This window comes from Nonomuraea indica, assembly GCF_002850745.1.
Lineage (GTDB): Bacteria > Actinomycetota > Actinomycetes > Streptosporangiales > Streptosporangiaceae > Nonomuraea > Nonomuraea indica.
Genome location: NZ_KZ559479.1, coordinates 59,295 through 83,500, shown reverse-complemented (window position 1 = coordinate 83,500; position 24,206 = coordinate 59,295). Strand labels below are relative to the sequence as shown.

The 24,206-nt window shown below is 73.7% G+C and carries 23 protein-coding genes and 1 pseudogene; 6 read left to right on the top strand and 18 right to left on the bottom strand.

What is annotated here, in order from left to right; translation table 11 throughout:
• Window positions 1-17: 17 nt before the first annotated feature.
• The 11 genes from CXR44_RS29430 to CXR44_RS41235 all read right to left on the bottom strand — a co-directional run bounded on the left by CXR44_RS29430 (window position 18) and on the right by CXR44_RS41235 (window position 10,919).
• The gene (locus CXR44_RS29430; protein ID WP_101789391.1) at window positions 18-638 is read right to left on the bottom strand and encodes a MerR family transcriptional regulator; all 621 of its coding nucleotides are present in this window, start codon (window positions 636-638) and stop codon (window positions 18-20) included.
• 148 nt (window positions 639-786) lie between these two features.
• Window positions 787-1,257, bottom strand: a complete 471-nt coding sequence (locus CXR44_RS29425; RefSeq protein WP_101789390.1) for a bifunctional nuclease family protein — start codon at window positions 1,255-1,257, stop codon at window positions 787-789.
• A gap of 189 nt (window positions 1,258-1,446) precedes the next feature.
• Window positions 1,447-2,082: a transcriptional regulator FtsR gene (gene ftsR, locus CXR44_RS29420; protein ID WP_101789389.1), complete on the bottom strand. Its 636-nt coding sequence runs from the start codon at window positions 2,080-2,082 to the stop codon at window positions 1,447-1,449.
• A 23-nt stretch (window positions 2,083-2,105) separates the two neighbouring features.
• Window positions 2,106-2,618 carry a double zinc ribbon and FHA domain-containing protein gene (locus CXR44_RS29415; RefSeq protein WP_101789388.1) on the bottom strand — a complete coding sequence of 171 codons (513 nt, stop codon included), beginning with the start codon at window positions 2,616-2,618 and terminating at the stop codon, window positions 2,106-2,108.
• A 268-nt stretch (window positions 2,619-2,886) separates the two neighbouring features.
• On the bottom strand, window positions 2,887-5,391 hold the full coding sequence (locus CXR44_RS29410; protein WP_101789387.1) for a mannose-1-phosphate guanyltransferase: 2,505 nt from the start codon (window positions 5,389-5,391) through the stop codon (window positions 2,887-2,889).
• A gap of 4 nt (window positions 5,392-5,395) precedes the next feature.
• Complete coding sequence (gene clsA / locus CXR44_RS29405; RefSeq protein ID WP_101789386.1) at window positions 5,396-5,977, bottom strand: cardiolipin synthase ClsA; 582 nt, start codon at window positions 5,975-5,977, stop codon at window positions 5,396-5,398.
• Between the two features lie 80 nt (window positions 5,978-6,057).
• A complete protein-coding gene (locus tag CXR44_RS29400) occupies window positions 6,058-6,831 on the bottom strand; it encodes a GNAT family N-acetyltransferase (protein ID WP_101789385.1) in 774 nt (257 codons plus the stop codon).
• Window positions 6,821-7,414, bottom strand: a complete 594-nt coding sequence (locus CXR44_RS29395; protein WP_101789384.1) for a phosphoribosylanthranilate isomerase — start codon at window positions 7,412-7,414, stop codon at window positions 6,821-6,823. The genes CXR44_RS29400 and CXR44_RS29395 overlap by 11 nt, the downstream gene beginning before the upstream one ends.
• A 10-nt stretch (window positions 7,415-7,424) precedes the next feature.
• The gene (locus CXR44_RS29390) at window positions 7,425-7,970 is read right to left on the bottom strand and encodes a hypothetical protein (RefSeq protein WP_245899536.1); all 546 of its coding nucleotides are present in this window, start codon (window positions 7,968-7,970) and stop codon (window positions 7,425-7,427) included.
• 205 nt (window positions 7,971-8,175) lie between these two features.
• Window positions 8,176-8,862: a response regulator gene (locus CXR44_RS29385; protein ID WP_101789383.1), complete on the bottom strand. Its 687-nt coding sequence runs from the start codon at window positions 8,860-8,862 to the stop codon at window positions 8,176-8,178.
• Window positions 8,859-10,919, bottom strand: a complete 2,061-nt coding sequence (locus CXR44_RS41235) for a sensor histidine kinase (protein ID WP_245899534.1) — start codon at window positions 10,917-10,919, stop codon at window positions 8,859-8,861. Before CXR44_RS41235 ends, CXR44_RS29385 begins: the two co-directional genes overlap by 4 nt.
• 130 nt (window positions 10,920-11,049) lie before the next feature.
• Here CXR44_RS41235 and CXR44_RS29370 point away from each other — a divergent pair, with 130 nt between their 5' ends.
• Window positions 11,050-11,658 (top strand): class I SAM-dependent methyltransferase, encoded by a 609-nt coding sequence (locus CXR44_RS29370; protein ID WP_101789382.1) that lies wholly within the window; start codon window positions 11,050-11,052, stop codon window positions 11,656-11,658.
• 351 nt (window positions 11,659-12,009) lie between these two features.
• Here the strand turns inward: CXR44_RS29370 and CXR44_RS29365 are convergent, their stop codons facing one another.
• Both CXR44_RS29365 and CXR44_RS29360 read right to left on the bottom strand, forming a co-directional pair.
• The gene (locus CXR44_RS29365) at window positions 12,010-12,966 is read right to left on the bottom strand and encodes an alpha/beta hydrolase (RefSeq protein WP_101789381.1); all 957 of its coding nucleotides are present in this window, start codon (window positions 12,964-12,966) and stop codon (window positions 12,010-12,012) included.
• Between the two features lie 355 nt (window positions 12,967-13,321).
• The gene (locus CXR44_RS29360; RefSeq protein WP_101789380.1) at window positions 13,322-14,008 is read right to left on the bottom strand and encodes a gamma-glutamyl-gamma-aminobutyrate hydrolase family protein; all 687 of its coding nucleotides are present in this window, start codon (window positions 14,006-14,008) and stop codon (window positions 13,322-13,324) included.
• A 217-nt stretch (window positions 14,009-14,225) separates the two neighbouring features.
• Between CXR44_RS29360 and CXR44_RS29355 the strand changes: the two genes are divergently transcribed.
• A complete protein-coding gene (locus CXR44_RS29355; RefSeq protein ID WP_101789379.1) occupies window positions 14,226-15,056 on the top strand; it encodes a GNAT family N-acetyltransferase in 831 nt (276 codons plus the stop codon).
• A 314-nt stretch (window positions 15,057-15,370) separates the two neighbouring features.
• On the top strand, window positions 15,371-16,438 hold the full coding sequence (locus CXR44_RS29350; protein WP_245899532.1) for a globin domain-containing protein: 1,068 nt from the start codon (window positions 15,371-15,373) through the stop codon (window positions 16,436-16,438).
• Here CXR44_RS29350 and CXR44_RS29345 read toward each other — a convergent pair.
• A complete protein-coding gene (locus tag CXR44_RS29345) occupies window positions 16,435-17,229 on the bottom strand; it encodes a helix-turn-helix domain-containing protein (protein WP_180903760.1) in 795 nt (264 codons plus the stop codon). The two genes, CXR44_RS29350 and CXR44_RS29345, sit on opposite strands and share 4 nt — an antisense overlap.
• Before the next feature lie 127 nt (window positions 17,230-17,356).
• On the opposite strand from CXR44_RS29345, the pseudogene CXR44_RS29340 reads away from it, so the two are divergent.
• A pseudogene (locus CXR44_RS29340) lies at window positions 17,357-17,599 on the top strand (BTAD domain-containing putative transcriptional regulator); the annotation flags it as partial.
• Window positions 17,600-17,620: 21 nt separating this feature from the next.
• Here the strand turns inward: CXR44_RS29340 and CXR44_RS29335 are convergent.
• Together CXR44_RS29335 and CXR44_RS29330 are read right to left on the bottom strand one after the other, a co-directional pair.
• Window positions 17,621-18,937, bottom strand: a complete 1,317-nt coding sequence (locus tag CXR44_RS29335; protein WP_101789377.1) for a cytochrome P450 — start codon at window positions 18,935-18,937, stop codon at window positions 17,621-17,623.
• 20 nt (window positions 18,938-18,957) lie between these two features.
• Window positions 18,958-20,562 (bottom strand): FAD-dependent oxidoreductase, encoded by a 1,605-nt coding sequence (locus CXR44_RS29330; RefSeq protein WP_101789376.1) that lies wholly within the window; start codon window positions 20,560-20,562, stop codon window positions 18,958-18,960.
• Window positions 20,563-20,777: 215 nt separating this feature from the next.
• On the opposite strand from CXR44_RS29330, the gene CXR44_RS29325 reads away from it, so the two are divergent.
• Window positions 20,778-21,857 (top strand): WD40/YVTN/BNR-like repeat-containing protein, encoded by a 1,080-nt coding sequence (locus CXR44_RS29325; protein ID WP_101789375.1) that lies wholly within the window; start codon window positions 20,778-20,780, stop codon window positions 21,855-21,857.
• A gap of 3 nt (window positions 21,858-21,860) precedes the next feature.
• A complete protein-coding gene (locus tag CXR44_RS29320) occupies window positions 21,861-22,169 on the top strand; it encodes a ubiquitin family protein (RefSeq protein ID WP_144070127.1) in 309 nt (102 codons plus the stop codon).
• 13 nt (window positions 22,170-22,182) lie between these two features.
• Here the strand turns inward: CXR44_RS29320 and thyX are convergent, their stop codons facing one another.
• Together thyX and CXR44_RS29310 are read right to left on the bottom strand one after the other, a co-directional pair.
• The gene (gene thyX, locus CXR44_RS29315) at window positions 22,183-22,965 is read right to left on the bottom strand and encodes an FAD-dependent thymidylate synthase (RefSeq protein WP_101789373.1); all 783 of its coding nucleotides are present in this window, start codon (window positions 22,963-22,965) and stop codon (window positions 22,183-22,185) included.
• A 94-nt stretch (window positions 22,966-23,059) separates the two neighbouring features.
• On the bottom strand, window positions 23,060-24,205 hold the full coding sequence (locus CXR44_RS29310) for an amidohydrolase family protein (protein WP_101789372.1): 1,146 nt from the start codon (window positions 24,203-24,205) through the stop codon (window positions 23,060-23,062).
• Window position 24,206: the final 1 nt, after the last annotated feature.

The window sequence follows — 24,206 nt, the reverse complement described above, 5'->3', positions numbered from 1 at the left end:
TTGCGCTCTCCAGGTTACTACCCCAGTCGGCGCGCCCGTCGCCGCTGGGCCAGCTCGTCAGCGGGGTGGTCGGCCGGGACGGTGTCCGCGACCGCCGCTCGTTCCCCCGGCAGCTCCGCGAGGCTGCCCTCGACCTCCCGCCAGACCCGGCCGAGCGCGATGCCGAACACGCCCTGACCGCCCTGGAGCAGGTCTATCACCTCGTCGGCCGAGGTGCACTCGTAGACGCTGACGCCGTCGCTCATGAGCGTGATCTGCGCGAGGTCGGCCACCCCGCGATCACGCAGATGCTGCACGGCGGTGCGGATCTGCTGCAGGGACACCCCGGTGTCGAGCAGCCGTTTGACGACCTTGAGCACCAGGATGTCGCGGAAGCTGTAGAGCCGCTGGGAGCCCGAGCCCTGGGCGGCTCTTATCGTGGGCTCGACCAGACCGGTGCGCGCCCAGTAGTCAAGCTGCCTGTAGGTGATGCCGGCCGCCGCGCAGGCCGTCGGGCCACGGTATCCGATGTCACCCGGCAGCGCCGTCGGCTGCTCGTCGAAGAGCAGGCCCTGCTCCCCGGCACGCTGCCGGGCGCTCTCGCGCCGCACCGAATCTTCCTGGCCGGCCGTCTTACCCTCGCCGCTGCTGACCGCCACGCGGACCTCCGGCTTTCTCTCATCCCGTGGCCTGATCTGGGGGTTCGTAAAAGGGCGACCACGGGTTTCACTTGCACCGTAGGACTGTGACCATGCGCAGTCAACGATCCGGCTCGGCGCGTCGTGAAGCGTAAATGCACTGAAATACCTACCCCGCCTTACCGAAGTCTTCGGGCGTGATCGTGTCAAGGAACACCCTGAACTTCTCCACCTCGTCCTCCTGGTCGTCGGGGATGATCACTCCGGCCTCCTGGACGACCTCCTCGCTGGCGAAGATGCGCGCCCCGGTGCGCAGGGCGAGCGCGATCGAGTCGGACGGCCGCGCGCTCACCTCCACCCCGTTGGAGAACACCAGATCGGCGAAGAAGATGCCGTCGCGCAGGGCGACGATGTTGACGGCACGCAGGCCGACGCCCAGGGCGCTCAGCACGTCCCTGAACAGGTCGTGCGTCAGCGGCCGCGGCGGCGGCTCCTCCGCCTGGGCCAGCGCGATGGCCGTGGCCTCGGTCATGCCGATCCAGATGGGCAGGAACCGCTCCCCGTGTGCCTCCTTGAGCAAGACGATCGGCTGGTTTGTGGGCATCTCAACGCGTACGCCCACGACCTCCATCTGCAACACGGGCTGCTCCGTATTCGACTGGCCGGTGACCCGGCACAGGTCATTGCTGGTCCGCTTCTGCAATTCAACGTAACACCCGACAGGCCCCGGATGTCCCGCCGGAGGGGCCCGGTCCGGCTCGGCCGTCCCGGGTCCCGCCGCCCTGCCGTCGGCGGCCGTCCGGGGCCCGGAGGCCCGGCGTCCGGCGGCTCAGCGTCCGAGGACGGTGCGCACACCGATGCGCACCAGCGCGGCGTGCAGGTCTAGCAGCAGCGTGGAGGCCTCACGGGCCACCTCGTCGGCCTCGCCGATCGCGCCTGGCGCGCGCCGTTTGAGTATCGGCGCGACGGTCTGCTCGACCAGGCCCGCCTCGCGCTCGGCCGCCGCCTTGACGGCGCGCAGGTGCCGGGCGTGCAGGCCGAACCTGGCCAGCGCGCCGACGCTGCGCGCCACCTCCAGCGCGTCCTGGTCGTAGCGCCGGGCGTGCGCGGCGAGCAGGCCGTAGTCCTCCAGCTCGGTGAGCGTCTCGTCGTCGATCCCGGCCGCCTCCAGCAGCTCGGCGCGGCTCAGCCGCACCTCCTGCGTCTCCTGCGCGCCGGGGACGGCGCGGGGGCGGCCGAGCTCCTCGGCCATCCGGTCCTTGATCACCCGCAGCGGGAGGTAGTGGTCGCGCTGCTCGGTGAGGATGTAGCGCAGCTGCTCCACGTGCAGGTGGGTGAACTTGCGGAAGCCCGACGGGCTGCGCTCGGGCTCGATGAGCCCTTCACCCTCGAGGAAGCGGATCTTGGAGATCGTGACGTCGGGGAACTCGCCCTGCAGGAGGGCGAGGACCTCCCCGATGCTCATGTGCGAGCGTGCCGCCTGCGAGCTCATGCGCCGCCGGCGCTCCGCACGAGGAACAGGAGGCGGAACTTGCCGATCTGCACCTCGTCGCCGGAGTGCAGCGGCACCTCCTCGATGCGCTCGCGGTTGACGTAGGTGCCGTTGAGGCTGCCCACGTCCCGCACGGAGAACTGGCCGCCCCGGTGGCGGTAGAACTCGACGTGGCGGCGCGAGACCGTGATGTCGTCGAGGAAGATGTCGCTCTCGGGGTGGCGCCCGGTGGTGGTGAGGTCCTTGTCGAGGCGGAACCGGCTGCCCTGGTTGGGGCCCCTGGTCACCGTCAGCAACCCCGTGCCCGGCGGGAGCTGTTCGACCAGCGCCTGCTCGGCCAGCAGCATGTTGCCGGTCTCAGCCTCGTACGCCTCGATTCCCGCGACGGAGATCGTCGATGTCGTGTCGGCGCCGACCTCATGCCTGGTCAGCGGGGACCCACAACGGGAACAGAAACGGGCATCCTCGGGGTTGGCGTGCCCGCACTGCGTGCAGTAGACGCTCGGCATCGATCGGCTCGGCCTCCTACCGCGAAGACGCGGCGACGGTGCTCGGGGCGCGCCTCGCTTCGCTCTTCAAGTTTGCGAATGCCGCAACTTACGCTGCTGAACGGCAAAGGTCAAGGCGGGGCGCTGGACGACGGGTTCGGACGGTGACAAAGTTACCGCCGCCCTAGCCCGCAGGTCCATGCCGCCGCGCCTTTACACGATACGATCTTGCCCGGTTCTATGCGAACCCCGGCGGCCCGTCACGGAGGGTGACATTCCTCTCAGGTGCTCAGCCGGCGGCCCGCTCGACCACCCGGGCCCAGCGTTCGAGGAGCGCCTGGGCGGTGTCGACGTCCTGGGCCTCGGCCCACAGGTCGGTGACGGGTTCGGTGGCGGCGGGCAGGATGAGCACCCAGCTCCCGTCGTCGCCGGTGACGCGCACCCCGTCGGTGGTGTCGACCCGGTGCCGCTCCGAGCCCGCCTCGACGACCTCGATGACCGAGCGCATGACGGCCCCCTTGGCCGCCCACCGGGTCGGCACGGTGCGCTTCAGCAGCCGCGCCACGGGGATGCGGGCGTCGATCTGGCTGAGCGACAGGCGGGTGCGGGCGACCAGGCCGAGCAGCCGCATGAAGGCGGCCAGCCCGTCGACCGCGGGCGAGAACTCCGGGACCACGAAGCCGCCCCTGCCGTCGCCCGCGAAGATCATGTCGTGGCCGGCGGCGGCCGAGGTGAGCGCGTCGAGCGCGGTCGGGGTCCACTGCACCTGGACGCCGTGGAAGCGGCAGACCTGCTCGGCGACCCGGGTGGTGGTGACGGGCAGCGCGACCCTGCCGCCGCGTCGTTCGGCGGCCACCAGGTCGAGGACCACGAGCAGGGCGCGTTCCTCGCCGATGAGCTGGCCCATCTCGTCCACGAGGGCGATCCGCTCGCCCACGGGGTCGAAGCGGACGCCGAACGCGGCGCGGGAGGAGCCGACCAGCTCCGAGAGGCGTTGCAGGTCGCGGCGACGCTCGGCGAGCGTCTCGGTGGGCGAGGTGTCGTCGAGGCGGGCGTTGACGGTGAGCACGTCCACCCCCACCCGGCCGAGCAGCGTCGGCAGGACGAGCGAGGAGGTGCCGCCAGCGCAGTCGACGACCACCTTCATGCCGTCGATGCCGGTCATGTCGATGCGGCGCAGCAGCTCGTGGGTGTAGTCCTCCACCACGCGGGCGGGGTAGCGGAGCTCGGCGATCTCGCCGGGGAAGGCCCGACGGAACTCCTGCCGCGAGAAGACCCGCTCCAGCTTGCGCTGGGCCGCGGCGGGCAGGTCGGCGCCCCGGTCGTCCATGATCACGATGTCGACGCTCTGCGGGTCGCCGGCGGTGGTGCGCAGCGTGATGCCGCCGGCGGCCGACTCCCGGGAGGTGTGGAAGCGGGCCACCGGCAGCGGGGCGGCCTCCAGGTCGAGCACGTTGATGGCGCCCGCGGTCAGCGCGCTGATCACGGCCCGCTTGAGCGCCCTGGCCGCCAGGGAGGAGTCGCGGGAGGTGACGACGTGGGCGCCCTTCTCCAGGGTGGTGGCGTACGCGCTGGCCAGCCGTACGCACAGCTCGGGGGTGATCTCGACGTTGACCAGTCCGCTGACGCCGCGCGGCCCGAACAGGCTGCGCTGGCCGCGCGACTCCCAGATGACGCTGGTGTTGACCACCGCCCCGGCCTCGATGGTCTTGAACGGGTAGACCTTGACGCCGCTGGAGATGTACGCCTCGGGCTCGATGACGCATTCGTCGCCGATGACGGCGCTCTCCTCGATGCGGGCGCCGGACATCACGTCGGTGTTCTTGCCGATGACGCAGCCGCGCAGGTGGGCACCGGGGCCGAGGTAGACGTTGTCGTGCACGACCGCCCGGTGCAGGAAGGCGCCCTCGCGCACGACCGCGTTGTTGCCCAGCACGGTGAACTCCCGCAGCTCGGCGCCGGCCTCCACCTTGGCGTAGTCGCCGACGAGCAGCGGCCCCTTGAGCACCGCGTCCGGGTCGACGGAGGCCGACTCGGCCACCCAGACGCCGGGCGAGAGCTCGAAGCCGCCGAGGTCCAGCCTGACCCGCCCGGACAGGGCGTCGGCCTGGGCCTTGAGATAGCTCTCGTGGGTGCCGACGTCCTCCCAGTAGCCGTCGGCCACGTAGCCGTAGATGGGGGCGCCGGCGTCGAGCAGCCGGGGGAAGACGTCGGCCGACCAGTCGACGGGCCCGCCGGCGGCGACGTGGTCGAGCACCTCGGGCTCCATGACGTACACGCCGGTGTTGACGGTGTCGGAGAAGACCTGGCCCCAGGTGGGCTTCTCCAGGAAGCGCTGCACCCGTCCGGTCTCGTCGACGATGATGATGCCGAACTCGAGGGGGTTGGGGACGCGCTTGAGCCCGACGGTGACCAGGGCCGAGGTCTCGCGGTGGAAGCGGACCATGTCCGTCAGGTCGATGTCGGTCAGCGCGTCGCCGGAGATCACCAGGAACGTGTCCTCGCGCAGCCGGTCGGCGGCGTTCTTCACGCTGCCCGCCGTGCCGAGCGGGATGTCCTCGGTGGCGTACTGCAGGCTCATGCCCAGTTCGTCGCCGTCGCCGAAGTAGTTGCGCACCAGCGCGGCGAGGAACTGCAGGGTGACGACCGTCTCGGTGACGCCGTGCCGCTTGAGCAGGCGCAGCACGTGCTCCATGATCGGGCGGTTGGCGACGGGGAGCAGGGGCTTGGGCTGGTTGGCCGTCATCGGCCGCAGCCGGGTGCCCTCGCCTCCCGCCATGACGACCGCCTTCACACGATCACTCCTTTGTGGTCGCAGTCACGAGCCGGCGCACCTGCACCACGTAGAGCGCGCCCGCCCACCAGTACAGACCTGTTCCCCACAGAGCGAAGGCCCATCCCGTGATCCGCGCCAGGTCGGCGTACCAGCCGGTGTGGGAGGCGAGGAAGAGCAGCGGGAAGGCGTACATGAGGTTGAACATGGCGGCCTTGCCCAGGAAATGCACCTGCAGTGCCCGGTATCCGTGCCGGCGGAGGACGGGGATGAAACAGGCGACGAACAGTTCGCGGCCGAGGATGACGGCCACCAGCCACCACGGGATGACGTCGCGGATGAGCAGCGCCAGGATCGTGGCGAAGACGTAGAGCTTGTCGGCGGCCGGGTCGATGATCCGGCCGAGCCTGCTGGTCTGGTCGAAGGCGCGGGCGATCTTTCCGTCGAGCCAGTCGGTGAACCCGGCGACCGCCAGCACGGCGATCGCCCACCCGTCCGCCTTCGGCCCGAGGACGAGCCAGAGGAAGACGGGCACGCCGAGGAGTCGCAGGAAGCTCAGCAGGTTGGGAACCGTCCAGATCCGGTCCTCAGCGGAAGTTTCGCTCACGGAGCAGACCCTACTGCGTCACCTGTGACTCCAGGCGGCCCCGGCCAGGCCGTCCGTGCCGCCTGTTTCGCCCGCCCCCGTCAGGTGCGGAGGAAGGAGTGGGTGCGCGCCAGCGGCTCGAAGCCGAGGCGCCGGTAGAAGTCCTTGGGCCAGTCGGCGTCGTCGGCCACCAGGAAGATCGGGTCGTTGCCGGCCGCGTCCGCCAGGAGGGCCGTCATGAGCGTGCGCGCGTGGCCCCGGCCGCGGTGGCGGGTGCCGGTGTGCACGCTCTCGATCTGGGCGACCCCGTCGTGCGCGTACAGGTCGGCTCGGGCGGCGATGCGGCCGTCCGCGTCGCGCACGCCCCGGAACTGCACCACGTCGGCGCCACGCAGCCGCTCGGCCACGCGCCGGGCGAGCCCCTCGACGACGCTCTCGCCGGCGTCGGGCAGCAGCTCGCGCCAGTCGTGGCGGAGCACGGGCAGCAGCTCCTCCAGGGTGAGGTGGTCGGCCGCCGGCGGGTCCACCGGCGGCGTGCCGCGGAACACCATGATCAGGTTGACGTCGTGGGTGTAGCCGGCGGCGGCGAAGGCGGGCGCGTAGGCGGCGCCGAGCGTGTCGTCGTCGACGCACACGTAGCGGTGGGCGCGGGACGCCAGCACCTCGTCCGCCACCCGCAGCACCTCACCGGCCGGCGGAGCCGCCGGCGTGCCCGGCGGTCCGGGTGGGCGGACGATCAGCCTGTTGTCGTCGTACGAGCCTGGATAGCGATCGTTGAGCACGGCGAAGCCGCCCGGCACCTCGACCACCCGGCCCGCCCGGCGGCGGGCGAACCCGTGCTCGAAGGCGATGATCCGGGCCAGCTCAGGCGGCACGGCGCGCCTCCGCCACGAACGAGCGGATGAGCGCCGAGTCCTTGACGCCGGGGGCGACCTCGACGCCGCTCGACACGTCGACCCCCCACGGCGCGGCGGCGGCGACGGCCTCGGCCACGTTCGCGGGGCTGAGCCCGCCCGCGAGCATCCAGCGGCCGGTGGGCCTGCCGCGCACGGCCGCCCAGTCCCACGGCAGGCCGGAGCCCGGCCGGGGCGCGTCCACGATGAGCAGGTCCTCGTCGAAGGCGCCGCAGCGCAGGTCGGCGCTGGAGTCGACCGCTCTGACGAGGGTCCGGCCCAGGTCCTTGAGCGCCGTGAAGTCGGCGTGCGGATGGCGGCCGTGCAGCTGGACCGCCCGCACGCCGGCGGCGAGGGCCGCCGCCCGGACGGTCGCCGGGTCCTCGCCGCGGAACACCCCCACGGTCAGCACGTGGCCGGGGACCAGGCGGCCGAGCGCCGCGGCCCGCTCCGGATCGATCCGGCGGGGGCTCTCGGTCAGCACGAACCCGATGGCGTCGGCGCCCGCCTCGACGGCCGCGGTCACGTGCTCGGGCTCGCTCAGCCCGCAGATCTTGACGTACACACGGTCGAGGTTAGCGGCGGCGGGCCGAGCCCGGGGACCAGGCCCAGACGAGGACGGCGGTGGTCAGGCCGAACATGACGACCCCGTTGGGCAGGTGGGCGCCCAGCGACTCCCACGTGAGGTGCTGGGCCATCTCGGCGGCCAGCAGCACGACGCTGGCCAGCGCGGGCCAGCCCGCGCCGCGCCCGGGACGCCAGACGAGCAGGGCGATGACGACCTGGACGATCGCCACGAGGTGGGACAGCATGCCGGCCATCACGTGGCTCTCGGCCATCGCGCCGCCGCCCGCCTGCACCGCCTGCCCGGCCAGCGAGGCGGCCACGACCAGGGCGGCGGCGTGCGCGACGACCACGACGCGCAGCCCGTACAGCAGGCCGGGCGGCACCTTCCGGGCCGGCGCCGGGGCGCCGCCGTCGCGCGGGGCCGTGCCGGCGTGCGTGCCCGCCCCGGGGGCGTCGGCGTGGGCGTCGGCTCGGCTGGCGGCGGGGGCGTCGGCTGGGGCGGCCGCGTCGCGGAGCACGGCGTTGGGCGAGGTGTCCCGGCCGGAGTCGCGCATGGTGAGGTCCTTCCTGAGATGGCGGAGGACCATGGTCGTCGGCGCAGGCGGGTCCGGTCGTCAGCCCGGCGGATTATTCGCGGGTCCGCCGCGGGGATGACATCCGCCCGCCCGGGGCTCACGCCGCCGCGCCCCAGGCCCGCGGCAGGCCCATGCCAGGCCTCTGCCAGGCCCGCGCCAGGCCCGCGCCGGGCGGGTTCCGGGCTCACTCCAGGGCGCGGCGGGGGTGATGGCGTACCGGCCGGAACGAGGCGTCCACCAGGCCGCTGCGGTGCGCGACGACGGCGGCCTGGATGCGGTTGCGCAGGCCCAGCTTGTCCATCGCGGCGGCGACGTGGGTCTTGACCGTGGTCACCCCGACGTGCAGTTCCTCGGCGATCTCGGCGTTGGACAGGCCCGTGCCCACCAGCGCGAGCACCTCCAGCTCCCGTTCGGTGAGCCCGGTGGGAACGGGCGCGGCCGGGCGCTCCCCGGCGGCGAGGAACCCCTCCACGACGCGGCGCAGCACCGACGGGGCGAGCAGCTGCTCCCCCGCCGACGCGCGGCGCACCGCGTCGACCATGCGTTCCGGCTCGTCGTCCTTGACCAGGAAGCCCACCGCGCCGGCACGCAGGGCGGCGTGCACGTTGGCGTCCTCGGCGAACGTGGTCAGCACGACGATCCTGCTCGCCGGCCGGGCCGCGAGGACCCGCCTGATCGCCTCCAGGCCGTCGACGCGGGGCATGCGCAGGTCCATGAGGATCACGTCCGGCAGGTGCCGCTCGGCGAGGCGGACCGCCTCCGCGCCGTCCTCGGCCTCGGCCACGACCTCCATGTCGCCGGCGGCCTGCAGCAGCATCCGCACGCCGGCGCGGACGAGCGCCTGGTCGTCGGCGACGAGGACCCGGATCACCGGGCGCCCCCACAGCCGCCCACCGTGGCGACCGTGCCCTCCACCGGGTCGGCCATGCCCCCCGCCGTCTCCCCCGCCGTCTTGCCCGCCGTCTCCACCTCCGTGTGCCTCGGCCGGTGCCTCGCCGTGTCCCCAGATGCGCCCCCGGCTGTGTCCCGCCGCGTGATCCCGGCCGTGTCCGAGGCGGCCGCGCTCGGGGCCGTGAGGCTCCGGGCGGCGGGCAGGAACGCCGCCAGCCGCCAGCCGCCGTCCCCGTCCGGCCCGGCCGCGAGGGTGCCGCCGAGCGCCCGGATCCGCTCGCGCATGCCCGCCAGGCCCCGGCCGGAGGACGGAAGACGCTCGACGTGGCCCGGCGGGCGGCCGTTGTGGATCTCGATGGACATGCCCCTGCCCGTGACGGCCAGGGCGACGCGGACCTCGGTGCCGGGGCCGGCGTGTTTGAGCACGTTGGTGAGGCCCTCCTGGACGATGCGGGCGGCGGAGGCGCGGGCGACGAGCGGGGAACGGTCTGCGGCCGGGTCGAGGCGGAGGTCGACGACCAGCCCGGCGGACGCCACCCGTTCGGCGGACTCGCGCATGACGTCGGCGGGGTCGGCCAGCATCCCGGTGCGGCGGGCGAACGCCGCGGAGGGCGCCTCGCCGGCCGACGGCACCGCGGGAGACCAAGAGACGGCAGGAGACGACGGGACCGCGGGAGACGAAGAGACCGCAGGAGACGACGAGACGGCGGGGACGGGGAGCCGGTCCGGGACGGGGAGCCGGTCCGGGACGGGGGGCCGGTCCGGGACGGGGGGCCGGTCCGGGACGGGGACGGACCGTCCGGCGGGGTCGGAGCGGGTGCTGGAGGGGTCGCCCGGGTCGGTGTACGGGGGCGCGTACTCGGGGGTGCACAGCACGTCGAGCAGGCCGCGCAGATCCTCCAGCACCTGGTGCCCGGTGTCGCGGATGTCGCCGAGGGCGTCGGCGACCGGTCCCTCGGGGGCGGCGTAGCGGGCGGCGCCCGCCCGCAGCACCATGGCGCCCACGTGGTGGGCCACGATGTCGTGCACGTCGCGGGCGATCCGCTCGCGTTCGGCGAGCTGGTCGGCGCGGACCTGCGCCACCGCCAGCCGGGCCGACTCGCGGGCGCGCAGCCGCTCGGCGCGGGCGGCCGCCTGGCGGACGCCGAGGTAGCGGCCGATCGCGATGGGCGTGACGACCAACGCCATCAGCACGATCACCCGGAACGGCGTGACGTCGGTGCCGGGGACGACGACGGCGGCGCCGGCCAGCAGGCAGCCCGCCAGGTACGCGATCAGCGTCCACACCCAGGAGCTGACCCGCAGGGCGAACACGGCCAGTGTGATCATGGTGAGGATCAGGCAGGTGTTGACCGCCTCCTCCAGGTAGGTGTCGGCGGCCAGCAGCAGCGCGCCCTGCAGGACGAACACCATCCCGGGCAGCCGGCGCGCCACGCCGAGGGACAACCCGCCGGCGACGGCGACCAGTCCCACCACCCAGACCGGCATGGAGCCGCTGTCCCAGTCCGTCCACGTGCCCAGCACCGCGCTGGCCACGCCCGCGCCGGCCAGGAGCAGGTCGGGAGTGAGGTCGCCGTGGTCCAGCCGACCGGCGGGGCCGCGCAGGGAGACGCCGACGAGGACCGGGAGGAGGGGCACGAGCACGGAGAACGTCCAGGTGTTGACGGTGATCGAGACGCCGGGGTCGAGGAGGTTGACGACGGTGGCGGGCACCGCGGCCAGCAGGGCGACGCCGACGGCCCACCGGTCGTACTGGTGCGCCACGACGCCGATCGCCACGCACAGCAGCATCTGCGCCGTGTCGCAGGTGAACGAGCCGGCCAGGTCGGCGAAGACCAGTAACCCCGCCAGGTAGAGGCTCACCGGCAACGGCCACCGGCGCAGGAACGCCAGGGGGACGCCCACGAGCAACGCCATCGGGACGGTCATGAACGAGGGCAGGTGCCCCCCGCCGCCCGACTTGCCCGACAGCAGGAGGTCCAGTCCGGTTCCGGAGACGGCCAGCAGGACGTCAAGCGGCAAACCACGCCAACGCATACTCGGCACGTTATCCGGATAACTCGTCTTACCCGATCCTCCGTGCGGATGACTCCGCCTCCTCCAAGTGGCCGGACCACTGGCCGGTCGGCTGATCTTGTGCCCGTCCCGCACTCCCTACGGTGGCGGCATGCCCCATGACACCGCGTTGTTCTTCGGCCAGTTCCTGCGCGCCCCCGCGACGGTGGGGGCGTTCGCGCCCAGCTCACGTCGTCTGGCCGCGTCGGTCTGCACGCCCGTCCCCGAGCGCGGGGAGCCGACCGTGGTCGAGCTCGGGCCGGGCACGGGGCCGTTCACCGAGGAGATCCAGCGGCGGCTGGGCGGGCGCGGTCATCATCTGGCCGTGGAGCTCAACGCCTCCATGGCGGACCTGCTCACGCGGCGTTTCCCCGCAGTGGACGTGGTGCACGGCGACGCCGCGGACCTGACGTCGCTGCTCACCGACCGCGGCCTCGGGCGGGCCGACGTGGTGGTCAGCGGGCTGCCGTGGGCGGCCTTCCCGGCCGGCGCGCAGCGCCGCCTGCTCGGCGCGGTGTGCGCGGCGATGAGCCCGGGCGCCGCGTTCACCACGTTCTCGTACGTGCACGCCATCCCGCTGGGCTCGGCGCGGCGGTTCCGCGCCCTGCTGGCCGAGCGGTTCGAGGAGGTGGTGCCGAGCCGCACGGTGTGGCGGAACGCGCCGCCGGCGTTCGTCTTCCACGCGCGTCGCCCCCGTCCGGACGGCTCGGCTCAGAGGTGAAGGGCGCACCCGGGGTGGACGAGCTAGGTCTCAACTCCCCCGCCTGCCGGGTGCCCGGGGCCCCGTGGTCGGCGCCCTTCACCCCCGCTTGCCCGGCACCGATGGATCACGTGCCGCGTCCGGTCCATGATCGCCGTTGATGGTCCGGGCAGCAGGTCCTCCGTGGCGATGTCGGCGCCGTCCCGCCGTCACGGCGACCCGAGCGGGTCGGGGCGTGGCCGTCGGGGCGGCGTTCTCGGCCTCTCCGGCCAGGCCCGTCGTCCGCTCGCATCGGTGCGGCGGCGGGTCCTTGGCATCCTTGTCTGCCATGGGCCTGCGCCTACCCATGCGGGCGAGGCTCTCACCTGTTCGTCACGATGCGCCCAGGTCAGGGGCCCTCTCCGGGGCGTCCAGCCCCAGGTCGGCCCGCAGGCGGCGGGCCACGAACGCGCGGGCCTCACCGGCCTGGTCGAACAGGCCCGGCAGGCCGAAGAAGCTGTGGACCGCGCCGTCGAACCTGCGCACCTCGACGGGCACCCCCGCCTCCGCCAGGCGCGCTCCGTACCGCTCCCCCTCGTCGCGCAGCACGTCGCAGCCGGCGGTCACGACGGTGGCGGGCGGCAGCCCCTCGACGGACGGCAGCCGCAGCGGTGACAGGCGCGGGTCGGCGGGGTCGGCGTGCGCGGCGTACTGCTCGGCGAACCACGCCATCTCCCTGGCGTCCAGCCCGAAGCCGGTGGCGAACTCGGCGTAGCTGGGCGTGTCCATCGCCACGTCGAGCACCGGGTAGACGAGCGCCTGGTGGGCCAGGGTGAGGCCGGCGTCGCGGGCCTGCCAGGCGGCCACGGCCGCGAGGTTGCCGCCGGCGCTGTCGCCGATCACCGCGACCGAGCCGTCGCACTGGTAGAACGCGGGCCGGGCGAACACGTCGCGGACGACGGTCCAGGCGTCGTCGGCCGCGGCCGGGAAGGGATGCTCGGGCGCCAGCCGGTAGTCGACGGACACCACGACCGCTCCGGTGCGGACGGCCAGGTCTCGGCCGACGGCGTCGTTGCGCCGGACGCTGCCGAACACCCAGCCGCCGCCGTGGAAGTAGACCAGGACCGGCAGCGGCCCGTCGCCCGGGTCGGCGCGGTAGACGCGGATCGGCACGCCGTCGGCGGTCTCGTCGCGGATGGACGGCAGGCGGATGAGCGGGCCCCGGTGGACGGCCAGCCCGTCGGTGGCCCGCATCTCGCGGATCCGCTCCAGGTCGAGCGTGGCCGGGTCGATGCCGAGGTCCGACGGGTAGCGGGCGACGTAGTCGCGCGCCTGGGGATGCAGCGGCATGGCGGGAGCCTAGCGGTGAAGGGGCGCCGGCCGGGAGGGTCCCCCTCGACGGCCACCCGACCAAGGTCGGCAGGCGAGCGGTCGGCGGAGGCCGGGACGCGGCGGGACGCGGCCGGGGCGCGGTGCGTGCCGTCGGGGCGCGGTAGGCGTGCGCTTGGGGCGCGGTAGGCGTGCGGTCGGCGATGGATCGGCGAGCGGTCGATGAGAGTCGGTAGGCGATCGATGAGGGATCAGCGGGCGGTAGGCGAGCGGTCGGCGAGCGGTCGGCGGATGGTCGGCGGATGGTCGGCGGATGGTCGGCGGGTGGTCGGTGGGTGGTCGGTGGGTGGTCGGTGGGTGGTCGGTGGGGAAGGTGTCAGCGGGCGGCTTCCACGAGGGCGTCGAAGAGGGCCGCGCCGGTGCCGCGCTCGGGGTGCCACTGCACGCCCACCGCGAACCGGTGGCCCTGCAGTTCGACGCCCTCGACGATCTGGTCCTCGGCCCAGGCGACGGCGAGCAGCCCGCCGCCGAGCCGCCGCACCGACTGGACGTGCGGCGCGACCACCTCGACGCGGTCGCCCACGGCCTTGCCCAGCCTGCTGGACACGCTGACCTGGATGACGTGCTCGACGCCGGCCTTGCCGTGCCGGTCGTGGCCGAGCGAGCCGGGCAGCCACGGGATGAGCGTGCCGCCCTGGGCGACGTTGAGCACGTGCATGCCGCGGGCGATGGCCAGGATCGGTACGTCCGCCTCGACGGCGGCGCGGGCCAGGGCCAGTTCGAAGCGGTCGCGGTGGTCCTGCGCCGCGGGCACCCGCTCGTCCTGCTCGTCACCGTAGGCGCCGGCACCCACCTCGACGCCGCCGGCCAGCACCAGCCCCCGCAGGCCGCGTACGTAGTCGGCGGCGGCGTGCGGGTCGAGCGGCGGCAGCACGACCGGGGCGCCCCCTGCCCTGCCGACCGCCTTGGCGTAGGCCGGTGGGGAGAGCACCGCCTCGCGCACCCAGTCGCTCCAGCGGGCGGCCTCGAAGTAGGCGGTGATGCCGATCAGCGGTCGGGACATGCGGCCTCCACAGGTGTGCGGGCGGCGCGCGCCGCCCGCGAGGCGTGGCGGCGGCCACGGGTCCCCATCATGACGCACACCTTTCGGCTCGCGGCACCCCTCGCGCGGATCGCCCGCCGTCGCGGGTGCCCGGACCGTCCCGAGACGCCCCGGAACGCCCTGACGCTCGCGGGAAAAGCCGTTGCGCGGCCGGTCGGGGCGGTGCTGGGCTGGCGCGATGGAACACGACGAGGTGCTGGCGGCCTACGACCGCCAGATGCGGCGCGACGCCCGCCCCGACGGGCCCGGCGCGCGGGTGGAGCGGGCCGGGCGGGTGGTGCGGCAGACCGGCGGGGCCGGCGACTGGAACGGCGTGCTCTGGTCGGACCTGCGGGAGGCGGGCCCGGAGGAGGCGGAGGCGGTCATCGCCGCGCAGGTGCGGCACTACGCCGCGCGCGGGCTGGCGTTCGAGTGGAAGCTGTACTCCCACGACCACCCGCGTGACCTGGGCCGGCGGCTGCTGGCGGCCGGTTTCGAGCCGGAGCCTGCGGAGACGCTGATGGTGGCCGAGACGGCGGCGGTCGTGCGGGCCCTCGACGGGCCGGCGGGCCGCCCGCCCGGCGACGCGCGGCTGGTGCCCGTGACCGACGCGGCCGGGGTGGAACTGCTGGCGGAGGTTCATGAGCAGGCGTTCGGCAAGGGCCGCGACGCGATCAGGCGCCGGCTGCTGGCGCTCCTGGCGGACGGTGCGGGCGGCGCGCAAGCGGACGGTGCGGGCGGCGCGGTGGCGGTGGCGGTGGTGGCCGTGGTGGGCGGGCGGCCGGTCAGCGCGGCACGGATGGAGACGCGGCCCGGCACCGACTTCGGGGGGCTGTGGGGCGGCGGCACGGTGCCGGACCAGCGCGGGCGTGGCCTCTACCGCGCCCTGCTCGGCTTCCGCGCGCGGATCGCCGCCGAGCGCGGCCACCGCTACCTCCAGGTGGACGCCTCCGAGGACAGCCGCCCGATTCTGCACCGGCTCGGATTCACGGCGCTGAGCACGACGACCCCGTACCACTTCACACCATGAATGCGAATGAAATACTTATTCACCTTCATTGACCATAAATAAGAGCCCTTCGCATCGACGCATAACATTACTGTCACGCATAGTTCGGGTTAGCCCCCTGATGGGGTGAATCGGTTGTGACGCCCTGGTAGTGGTGTAAGACTCGATTTCGAGCGTACGGATGTGCCGGGGCCCGCCGTCCGCTCGAGACCCGGAGCCGTCAGGGAGGTGGAACGACGCGACCGGAACACCCTTCCGGTCAACAGGGTGAGGTTGATGAGGCAATGCCGTTGAATCCGCGCCTGGTAAAAGAGAGTTTCTCCGTCATCGAACCCGTGGCCGACAAGGCGGCCGCCTATTTCTACGGCCGGTTGTTCGCCGCGAACCCGCACCTGCGCGGGATGTTCCCGCCGGCCATGGACGGGCAGCGCGACCGGCTGTTCCGCGCCCTGACCCGCATCGTCTGGAGCTTGGACAGCCCCGACAGCATGGCGGCCTTCCTGGGCCAGCTCGGGCGCGACCACCGCAAGTACGGCGTCACCGCCGACCACTACGGCGCGATCGGCGAGGCGCTGCTCGCCACCGTCCGCACGTTCGCCGCCGCCGTCTGGGACGACGAGATCGAGGCCGCCTGGGTGTCGGCCTACCGGACGGCCGCCGACATGATGATCGACGCCGCCGACTCGGCCGCCGCCGTCATGCCCGCGTGGTGGCTGGCCGACGTCATCGACCACGAACGGCGCACCCAGGACATCGCCGTCATCACGCTCCGGCCGACGCAGCACCTGCCGTACCGGGCGGGCCAGTACGTGACCGTGCAGACGGCGCGCTGGCCGCGCGTGTGGCGGACGTTCTCCATCGCGAACGCGCCCCGCCCGGACAACACGATCCGCCTGCACGTGCGCTCCGTCCCCGGCGGGTGGGTCTCGACCGCGCTGACCCGCGACACCCGCATCGGCGACACGATCATGATCGGGCCGCCGATGGGCACCATGGCCCCGCCGGACGACGCCGACCGCGACGTGCTGTGCGTGGCCGGCGGCACCGGGCTGGCGCCGCTGAAGGCCGTCATCGAGCAGATCATCGCCTCGGGCCGGCGCTCCCACGTCCACCTGCTGTACGGGGCGCGCACCTCGGCCGAACTGTACGACCTGCCCGACCTGGTCAGGATGGCGGCGTCGTTCCCGTGGCTGCGGGTGGTGCCGGTGGTCTCGCACGAGCCCGCCTACGACGGGATGCGCGGCCGCCTGCCGGAGGTCACACAGCGCTTCCGGTCCTGGGCCGAGCACGAGGTGTACGTGTGCGGGCCGTCCGCCATGGTGAACGAGACGGTGCAGCGGCTGCAGATCGACGGCGTGCCGCTGTCGCGCATCCACCGCGACGTCGTCCACGACGAGCGTTAGCGGGCGAAGGCCGCCGCGGTCTCCTCGTCGTTGGGCCAGAACGTCTCGATGGCCAGCTCCGACACCGTCACGTCCACGGGCGTACCGAACGTGGCGATCGTGGTGAACATCGACAGCACGCGGTCGCCGTGCCTGATCCGCAGCGGAAGCAGGATGTCCGCCGGCCCGGGCACGTGTGCCACGTTCAGATCGACCCCGGGGTAGGTGTAGGCGGCCAGTTCGTCGTGCAGCTCGGCCAGCGCCCCGTGCGCCGAGGCCTCGGCCTGCCTGCGCAGCCGGTGCAGCAGGTGGGCCCGCACCTCCGCCAGGTTGATCAGCCTGCCGCCCATGGCGTCGGGATGCAGCGACAGCCGCATCACGTTGATCGGCTCCTTCAGCAGCTCGGCCGGGACGCCGTCCATGAAGACGGCGGCCGCGGAGTTGGCCGCCACCAGGTTCCACGCGGCGTCCACGACCAGCGCCGGGTACGGCTCGTGGCCGGCCAGGATCTTGTCCAGGGCCTGCCGCACCACCTGCATCTCGGGCGCGCGCACCTCCCGCTCGGGGAAGACGGGCGCGAACCCGGCCGCCACCAGCAGCCTGTTGCGGTGCCGCAACGGCACCTCCAGTTCCTCGGCCAGTCTCATCACCATCTCGCGGCTCGGCCGGGCCCGCCCGGTCTCCAGGAAACTGACATGGCGGGCCGACACGTCGGCCTCGATCGCCAGGTCGAGCTGGCTCACCCGGCGCCGTTGCCGCCACGACCGCAGCAGGTCACCGAAAGACTCCTCAGTCAGCGCAAGTGCTCCCATGCCCGGCACGTTATCGGTACGACGGGACGCGGCACGATTACCTCCGAGGTAGCGGACGGACCGCAGCCGCCATCCGCCGACCGGCTGGTGCACGGCCTGTGGAACGGGCGGGAGCCGAGGTCGGCGCGGGGCGGCACGGCACGAGGAGGCGGCGGGCGACCTGGCGCGGGCGCTCGGGCTGTGGACCGGGCCCGCGCCGGACGGCCTGCACGACTGCTCCGATCCGCTCGGCCTGGCCGCCGCCGAGCTGACCGAGCGTCGGCTGACCGCCGTGCGCGACCACGTGGAGGCGCTGCTGGCGCTGCGGCGGCTGGACGACGCCATCGCGCACCTGCGGGCGGCACTCGCCGACGACCCGCTTCTCGGCTGAGGCTCACGGCGGGGCCGGGGCTCAGGGCGACGCCGGGTCCACGCCGTCGTAGTCCACCAGCAGGTGGCGCGGTCCGCGCAGGGTGGCGCTCGGCCGGTAGGGCGGCGGGTCCGCGACCAGGCGGGGGGCGCGCAGCCGGCCGGCCAGCTCGCGCAGCGCGAGCTGCGCCTCCAGCCGGGCCAGGGGGGCGCCGAAGCAGTAGTGGACCCCGCCGCCGAAGCCGAGGTGCTCGGTGTACGGGCGGTCGGGGTCGAAGACGTCGGGGTCGGGGATGTGGGCCGGATCGCGGCTCCCCGAGGCGAGCGCGAGCACGACGGGCGAGCCCGCGGTGATGGTCGTCCCGGCCAGCTCGATGTCGGCCAGCGCGACCCGCTGGGGCAGGAACTGGACGGGGGGTTCGTAGCGCAGCAGCTCCTCCACGAACCTGACGACCAGGTCCGGCTCACCGCGCAGCCGCTTCAGCAGCTCGGGGTGGCGCAGCAGGGTGAGCATGCCGTTGGCGATGAGGTTGACCGTCGTCTCGTGCCCGGCGATCAGCAGCAGTCCCGCCGTGGCGACGACGTCGGCCGGCGCCATCGCCCCGTCGGGACCCTCGTACGTCGCCAGCCCGGACAGCAGGTCGTCGCCGGGGTCGCGGCGGTGGGCGGCGACCAGTTCCTGCAGGTAGTCGCGCAGGTGCAGGGTGGTCTCGAGGCGGGCGCGCTCCCGTTCGGCGCGGTCCTCCTCCCCCGGGCCGAGGGTCTCGACGATCGCGTCGGCCCAGGCGTGGAAGCGGGGCTCGTCCTCGCGCGGCACCCCGAGCAGCCGGCAGATCACCGTCACCGGCAGCGGGTAGGCGACGTCGTCGACGATGTCCGCGCGGTGCCTGCCGGCCAGGCCGTCGACCAGCCCGGTGACCATCGCGCTCATCTCGGGCAGGAGGCTCTCCACCCGGTAGGGCGTGTGCGGAGGCCCGAAGTGCCGCATGGCCAGGCGCCGCAGCCGGTCGTGCTCCGGCGGGTCCAGCCCGATGAACGCCAGCGCCGGCATGGCGTCGGCGAGGGCGTCCGCCCCGTACGGGCGGGCCAGGTTGCGCCGGTCGGAGCTGACGCGCGGGTCGTGCAGCAGTTCGACGATCTCGCGGTAGGTGCTGACGACGTAGGTGCCGTCGGCCTCGCGCCGCACCGGCACCTCGCGCAGCTCGTGGTAGAGCCGGTAGGGGTCGGCCCGGTTGGCGGGATCGAGAATGCGCTGGAAGACGCTCTGTGACGCGTGCTCGGACGTGCTCACGGACGGGCTCTCGGACGCGCTCCCGGACGTGCTCTGGGACGGGCTCTCGGACGGGCTCTGGGACGCCATGGGCGTTTCGGCTCCTCTCGTCACCGGCCGGGCGCCAGCGAGGCGCGCCGTTCGGACGGGTCGTGACCGGTCACCACGACGGTGGCGCCCGCGGCGGCGACGATGCGCTCCGGCGCCCCCGCCGGCACCGGCCGGGGGTCCTCCCGCCGGTCCACGTGCGGGAAGTCCGGCGGGAACGGCGCGGCCCGCTCGATCAGCCGCCGGTAGAACTCCAGCCACATGCCCTGGTCGAACGTCACCGCGGCGGTGATCCGGCCGCGGTGGCCGTACACGGCGACGAAGCGCCGCTCGGCCACCGACCCCTGGGTGACGACGATCTCGTCGGCGAACGTGGGCACGCCGACGGACTTGATGTTCACCCCGAACTGGGTGGACCAGAACACCGGCAGCGACAGGTGCGGCCAGCGCCGCGTCTGGTCGCTGACCATGTTGTGCGCCGCGATCTCGGCCTGGTCGACCGCGTTGCCCCAGTGCTCCAGCGACATGAACTGGTACTGGAAGACCGGGTGCGGGAAACGCGCGATGTCGCCAGCCACGAACACGTCGTCGGTGACCAGGCCGTTGGCGTCGACGGCGCGGCAGCCGGCGTCGCAGGCGACGCCCCACACGCCGGCCGCCAGGCCGGAGCCGCGCAGCCACTCGACGTTGCGGACCGCGCCGAGCGCGACCACCGCCACCTCGGCGTCCACGGTGCCGCCATCGGACAGGTGGGCGCGGCGCAGCCGCCCGTCCGCGTCGCCCTCCAGGGAGGTGACCGTGACGCCGCAGCGCAGGTCCACGCCGTGCGCCCGCTGCAGCCCGGCCGCCACCTCGCCGAGCACGCCGCCCAGCGCGCCGGAGAGCGGGGACGGGCCGCGTTCGACGAGGGTGACCGGCAGGTCCAGGTCGCGGCAGACGGAGGCGACCTCCGAGCCGGTGAAGCCGCCGCCGATCACCAGGACCCGGCGGGGGCCGGCGGCCAGCGCCTCGCGCAGCCCGGCCGCGTCCTCCATCGTGCGCAGCACGTGCACGCCGCGCAACGCGGCCTCGGCCGGGTCGGGCCAGGGCCGGGCGCGGGTGCCGGTGGCGATCAGCACCCGGTCGAAGCCGACCTCGCGGCCGTCGGCCAGCCGGACGCGTCGGGCGGCCAGGTCCAGGCCGGTCGCCGCGGTGCCGAGCAGCCACTCGGCGCCGATCTCCTCGCGCAGGCGGGGCAGCAGCGTGTGCTCGGCGGGCACGCCGCCGCTCAGCACGCGCTTGGACAGCGGCGGGCGGTCGTAGGGCGGGTGGGGCTCGTCGCCGATGACGGTGAGCGAGCCGGTGAAGCCCTCGCGGCGCAGCACCGCCGCCGCCCGCGCCCCGGCGAGCGAGGCTCCCACGATGACGATGCGGCCGTCGCGCCTGAAGGCGGCGCCGTCCCGCGTCGCCGGGCCTGAGGCGGTCCGGTGCCGCATGGCCATCCGGTCGACGTGCAGCGCCTGGACCGGGCAGGCGGCCGCCGCGCGCAGGACGCGCTCGCGCTGCGCGTCATCGGGGTCCGGGTCGTACAGGACGGCCTCGTCGCCGTGCATGGTGAAGACGTCCGGCGCCAGGAACGCGCACTGCCCGTAGCCCTGGCAGCGCGTCAGATCGATGAGAACCCGCACCGGCCCCTCCCCGCTCATGCCCGAGGGGCTCCCCGGGCGCATCCGAGGGCGTACCCGGCGCTTCGTCGTCACGGTCTCAGCGGTACGGCGGGACGGCGCCAATTCTCGGCAAAACGGTCGTTCCCCGGTGGGGGAATCGGCCAGTTCCGGGCGGGCGGCCCCTTGACGTGGCACGATGGCCCGCAGAGCGCACCCGAAGCGATGGGAGCTTGGGCATGACTGACGCGCTGCTCGCGATCGGCACCCGCAAGGGCCTGTTCCTGGCCCGTTCGACCGGCGGAGGCCCGTTCGAGGTCGAGCCGATCCAGTTCGCCACCATCGGGGTGCCGTCCGTGGCGATCGACGTCCGCGGCGGCACTCCCCGCATTCTCGCCGGCATAGAGTACGGCCATTTCGGGCCGTCCGTGATGTACTCCGACGACCTGGGCGTTTCCTGGCAGGAGGCGTCCCGCCCGCCGGTGGCGTTCCCCGACAAGACGGGAGCGACGCTGGTGAGGGTGTGGCAGATCCAGCCGTCCCCGGTGGAGCCGGGGGTGGTGTGGGCGGGGGCCGAGCCGGCCGCGCTGTTCAGGTCGGAGGACGGCGGCGTCACCTACACCCTGGTCGAGGGGTTGTGGGAGCACCCCCACCGGGAGCGGTGGCAGCCGGGCGGCGGCGGCCTGTGCCTGCACACGATCGTGCCGCACCCGTCCGATCCGCGGATCATGGGCGTGGCGGTGTCGGCGGCCGGCTTCTACCGGACCACCGACGGGGGCCTGTCGTGGGAGGCGGCCAACCGCGGCATCCGCGTGCCGTTCCTGCCGGAGGGGCAGCAGTTCCCCGAGTTCGGGCAGTGCGTGCACAAGGTGGGCCTGCATCCCTCCCGGCCCGACCGGCTCTACCTGCAGCACCACTTCGGCGTCTACCGCAGCGACGACTTCGGCGGCGACTGGACCGACGTCGGCTCGTCGCTGCCGTCCGACTTCGGGTTCCCCGTCGCGGTGCATCCCGCACGGCCCGACACCGTCTACGTGCTCCCGCTGCAGGCCGACCTCGACCGCACGCCGGTCGGCCACCACCTGCGCGTCTACCGCAGCGACGACGGCGGCGGCAGCTGGCGGCCGTTCGGCCGGGGCCTGCCGGAGCCTCCGGTGTACGTCGGGGTGCTGCGCGACGCGATGACCGCCTCCGAGGCGGGCGTGTTCTTCGGCACCCGCGACGGCGAGGTCTACGGTTCGCGCGACGACGGCGAGAGCTGGTCGCTGGTCGTCAGGCACCTGCCCGACGTGCTGACCGTGCGCGCGGCGGTGCTGTAGAGCATGGCCAGACCCGTGACGATGGTCGTGTTCGTGCTGCCCGGCTCGCTGCGCCGCTGGGTGAGCGGGCTGGGCGAGGTGAAGGTGTTCGCCGTGGGCGCCGACACCGACACCCCGCCCACCCTGGGCGCCGCGCTCGACAAGCTGCGCCGTACGCATCCGCTGCTGGAGGAGCGGCTGCGCGACGAGTACGGGCGGATCCGGCGCCACATCAGCATGATCGTCTCCGGGGAGAACGCGCGGGGCCTCGGCAGCCTCGACCTCGCGCTGCCCCCCGGCGCCGAGGTGTACGTGCTGCCGACCCTGGCGTAGGGCGCGGAGCCGCTCAGACCTTGCGCCAGCCCGGGATCCACGCCCCGTCCTCGACGGTGTAGTCGCCGAACAGGGCGGGGGCCTCCTTGACCATCAGCTCGCCGATGCGCTGGAAGAGCAGGCGGATCTCCTCCTCCGCGCCGGCGGCGGTGCGGGCCTCGATGGTGTGGCGCAGCGTGCGGACGTTGGCGGTCCACACCAGGCCGGTGGCCACGCCCTCGGGGGCGAAGCGGCGCATGAACGACGTGCGGTGCTTCTTCTCCGAGAACGGCACGCCCTCCTCGTCGAGGCCGAAGTGCTCGGCCATCCACAGCTGGAACGCCTCCAGCTCGCGCAGCACGGCCGTGGCCCGTTCCATCAGCTCGCCGTCCTCCTTGGCCCACTCGGGGAACCAGAAGGGCAGCTCGTCCAGCCGGACGAAGCGCAGCGACTCCTGGGAGATGGCGACGCCCGGCCGGTGCCGGACCAGCTCGTGGGTGAGGACCCGGCTGACGTTGTGCAGCACGAAGCTGAAGCTGACGTGCTCCAGGACGGAGCCGTGCGCGCTGGCCAGGATGTTGCGGAGGTACTCGTCCTGCTGGCCCCGGATGCGGACGACGTTGGGGTTGAGGCCGGGTTCGAAGGAGCGGTAGCACAGGCGGCCGGCGAACTCGGCGAGATTCTGCGCGTCGAGGTCGCCCCGGTCGAGCCGCTCCAGCCAGCTCTGGCCGCCGACCTCCTGCAGGTAGCGGGCGAGCTCGTCGTAGTCGAGCTGCGGTCGGGCGACGAGGAAGACCTCGGGTTCGACGGTGCGCATGGCGAGCCCCCGCTCGGTTAGGCGATGTGACGGCCCAAGCAAACCAGGTCGCGGCCCCGGACGCGACTTCGGGGGGTGACCGCGGAGCGGCGTGTCAGAGGCGGTAGATCCGCCGGGCGTTGCCGGAGCCCACCATGTGCGCCACGCGCGCGGCGTCGGCCGCGGTCCACTCGTCCGCGTCGAGGCGCGGCTTGAGGGCCGCGGCCAGTGACCTCCGGAAGTACACGGCGGCCAGGTGGCAGCTCTCGGCCATGCCGGAACAGTCGGAGCCGAAGAGCTGCTTGTGGAACGGCGCCAGCTCCAGCACCTCCTCCATCACCCGCGCCGCCCCGGCCGCCGTGCGGGCCAGCGCCAGGCCGACGTCGACGTACACGTGCGGGAACGTGGCGGCGAGGTAGGCGGCCTGACGGTGGAACGGGTAGCAGTGCAGCAGCACCACCGGCACCCCGATCGGCTGCAGCGCCTTGATGAAGCCCGTCATCCGGGCCGGGTCGGCACGGTGCAGCTCGACGTCGGCCTCGCCGGCCCCGGTGTGGAACTGCAGCGGCAGGCCCCGCTCGCGGGCCACGTCGACCGCGGTCCACAGCAGGTGGCGCAGCAGGACGGGGTCGGTCAGGCGCTCCTTGGGGTCGGACAGCCGCCGGTTCGCCGCGGCGATCACCGAGCCGCGGCTCGGCCGTGACGGGTCGAAGTCGAGGCCGCAGCGGTGCGCGATGACGGTGTTCATGCCGACGGCCCGGGCGGCGCGGGCGACGAGCTCCTCGGCGAGGCTGTCCATGTAGTCGACGGCGATCCGCGCCATCTCGGCCACGTCGTGCTCGATCTGCTCGATGCGGACGATCTCGTCGGCCGCGGCGTCGGCGTGCCGGCCCATCTCGGCCGCCGACAGCAGCTCGCCGCTCTCCACGCCGGTGTCCACCAGGAACGCCGCCACCCCGGCGGCCCGCAGCAGCCGCCGGTTGACCTCGCCGGGGCCGAGCTCGGCCCGGCGTGACAGGTAGACGGACGGGGTCACGTGCGGGGCGAGCCCGAGCACCGGGGCGCACCAGCGGCGCAGGGCGACGCCGAACGGGGTGTCGAAGTGGGTCGTGCCGGGGGGCGCCGGGCCGCCTCCGTCACCGATCAGCAGCTCGAACCGCGACCGTGACAGCTCGTCGCGCCGCACCCCGTTGCAGTGGTGATCGACCAGTGGGGCGAGCAGGGCCTCACGCACCGTGTCGGGCAGGTCTACGGGGAGCATG